General features: G+C 35.7%; 3 protein-coding genes and 1 pseudogene. All 4 read left to right on the forward strand.

The annotated features are described in order from the left end of the window. The first annotated feature begins 10 nt into the window (after positions 1-10). On the forward strand, positions 11-340 hold the full coding sequence (locus AC1DRF_RS23220; RefSeq protein WP_014458816.1) for a PadR family transcriptional regulator: 330 nt from the start codon (positions 11-13) through the stop codon (positions 338-340). Continuing rightward, positions 327-890 carry an HAAS signaling domain-containing protein gene (locus AC1DRF_RS23225; protein WP_097823097.1) on the forward strand — a complete coding sequence of 188 codons (564 nt, stop codon included), beginning with the start codon at positions 327-329 and terminating at the stop codon, positions 888-890. The genes AC1DRF_RS23220 and AC1DRF_RS23225 overlap by 14 nt, the downstream gene beginning before the upstream one ends. After that, positions 880-1,743: a DUF4097 family beta strand repeat-containing protein gene (locus tag AC1DRF_RS23230; RefSeq protein WP_477741805.1), complete on the forward strand. Its 864-nt coding sequence runs from the start codon at positions 880-882 to the stop codon at positions 1,741-1,743. Before AC1DRF_RS23225 ends, AC1DRF_RS23230 begins: the two co-directional genes overlap by 11 nt. Positions 1,744-2,170: 427 nt before the next feature. Next, positions 2,171-2,308 (forward strand): annotated as a pseudogene (locus AC1DRF_RS23235) (alanine dehydrogenase); the annotation flags it as partial. Positions 2,309-2,455: the final 147 nt, after the last annotated feature.

The raw sequence follows: 2,455 nt of genomic DNA on the forward strand, positions 1-2,455 counted from the left end.
GTGAAGAACAGTGAACGTACAATTTAAAAAAGGAGTTTTAGAGCTTTGTGTCCTTGTGTTGCTTGATAAAAAAGACCGCTATGGATATGAATTAGTTCAAAAAATCTCCGATCAAATTGAAATATCAGAAGGGTCAGTATATCCTCTTCTGCGCCGATTAACAAAAGAAGAATACTTCACAACGTACCTAAAAGAATCTACAGAAGGTCCCTCAAGGAAATATTATCAGCTTACCGATAAAGGAAGAGATTATTTATATGAACTTGTCGATGAATGGAATGAGTTTTCAAGAGGTGTTAATCAATTAATTAAAGAAGGTGTGAACAATGTCGAAGAGTAAATTTTTACAGCAATTAAATGAATCCTTAAAACCATTATCCGCAAAAGAACGGGCAGATATTTTACAAGATTATGAAGAACATTTTTCCATTGGCTTAGAAGAAGGAAAAACAGAAGAAGAAATTGTAACGTCGTTAGGTTCTCCGAATCAAATAGCTAAAGAATTGCTCGCAGATTATCACGTTGAGCAAGCAACAGCTAAGGCAACAACTCAAAATATCTTAAGAGCCACGTGGGCCGTAATTGGKTTAGCCTTTTTTAATGTAGTGATTGTTCTTGGACCCGCCGTCGCATTAGCTGGCTTCATTTTGTCAGCTTGGGCCATAGGTCTATGTTTCTTGCTATCTCCGATTCTAGTTCTTGGTGAGGCTATTGTACATTCGAGCGGCTTTTTTCTCTTTAATTTATTTATGTCTTTAGCATTTTGCGGAATTGGATATTTTATTATGTTAGGTATGTTAGTTGTGACGAAGCTAGCTATAAAAGGCTTTGTACGTTATCTAAAATACAATGTATCACTTGTGAAAGGCGGTTTAAAACGTGCTGAATAAAAAGAAACTCTCCATTCTTGCAGGCATTCTCATCCTTGTTGGGATTATAGGAGGCCTCCTTACGTATCGTGCTATTGATCCTGAACCTATTTCAAAAGAAAAAGTTATTAAAAGCAATCAAGTATCAAAGGTAAACATCGATACGGATAATACTCGTGTTCATGTATACCCTATCAAAGGCGATAATATCAAAGTAACATTAAAAGGCGAAACATCTCCTAATATAAAAAGAGACTTCACTACTGACGTTAGAAATTCAACGCTTTTTATCTCTTATAGTGAACAACAGCGCAGCTGGGTCAATTTTGACATTGTTAGTGTATTAAAACCGCTATCTATCAACGTTTATCTGCCTGAAAAACAGTATAATTCATTGGGGATTTCCAGCAACAATGGGTATGTGTCTGTTGAAAAATTACGCGCAGCAGATGTTTCMATTCGCGCAAACAACGGACGTGTAGAATTAGAGAACATTGATTCACAAAACTTGAACACCAGCGTACACAATGGACTTACAAGCATAAAAAATGCTGCAGCAAAAACGGTTCAAGCAAAAGGAAATAACGGGAAAATAACGCTGAGTAACGTGGAAGGTAGTTTAGAAGGCGAAACGCATAATGGAAGTATCGCCTTAGAAACAAAAGAACTTGATCGAGATATTGACCTTAAAACGAACAATGGAAAGATTAAAATTAAGACGGAAAAAGAACCAAGTAACGTTCAATTTAATGTTTCCGTGGACAATGGAAAAGTCGATATTCTAAATAAATATGATAGGGACGCTGTTATTGGAAAAGGAAAGAATATTATTAAACTAGCCACTCATAACGGCAGTATTTCCGTAACAAAGTAGCCTGTTAGCTCTACGGCACAAAGCTCATCTGCAAAAAAGCAGAGGCACAGCTAGCCGCAGATAATCAAAAAAAGGTTTCACTCATTGAACGTTGATGAGTGGAACCTTTTTTCTATGCAAGATTAATAAGGTAACAGCTTGTCATGACATACATAAACAGGTATTAATTTCAGATCCTTTTGAATTTTTATTCATTTTAATTTATACTTTGGTAAGTAAATGCAGAATAAGGTTCTATTAGAACAATCTCTTCAAAGTTTGTGTGTAGCAAGATAAGGTACATTTGCTTTAGTCTGAATATTTCTAATAATTTCTTTAATCTTAAGATCACGCATGAAGGAGAGGCATTTACAAAAATGAATTTAGGGGGATCAACATGATATTTGGTGTATTAAAAGACAATAAAGTGGGAGAGTATCGAGTCATTATGACACCTTTAGAGGTTGCTACTATTAAAGACGATGGCCATACGGTCCTTGTTCAAAAAGATGCGGGCGCATTAGCGGGATTTACGAATGAACAGTATGAAAAAGAAGGGGCCGAAATAGTAGAAACAACAGAAGAGATGTATGAAAGATGTGACTTTATAGCAAAAGTTAAAGAAATTGAAGAAAATGAACACGATCACCATTTCCATTTTTTATATGATTGCGCAGCTTGTTGGAGCAGGAGCATTAATTCATTTATTACTTGGTCTAGATTACGTGTACTC

Source organism: Priestia sp. P5_B4 (genome assembly GCF_056400385.1).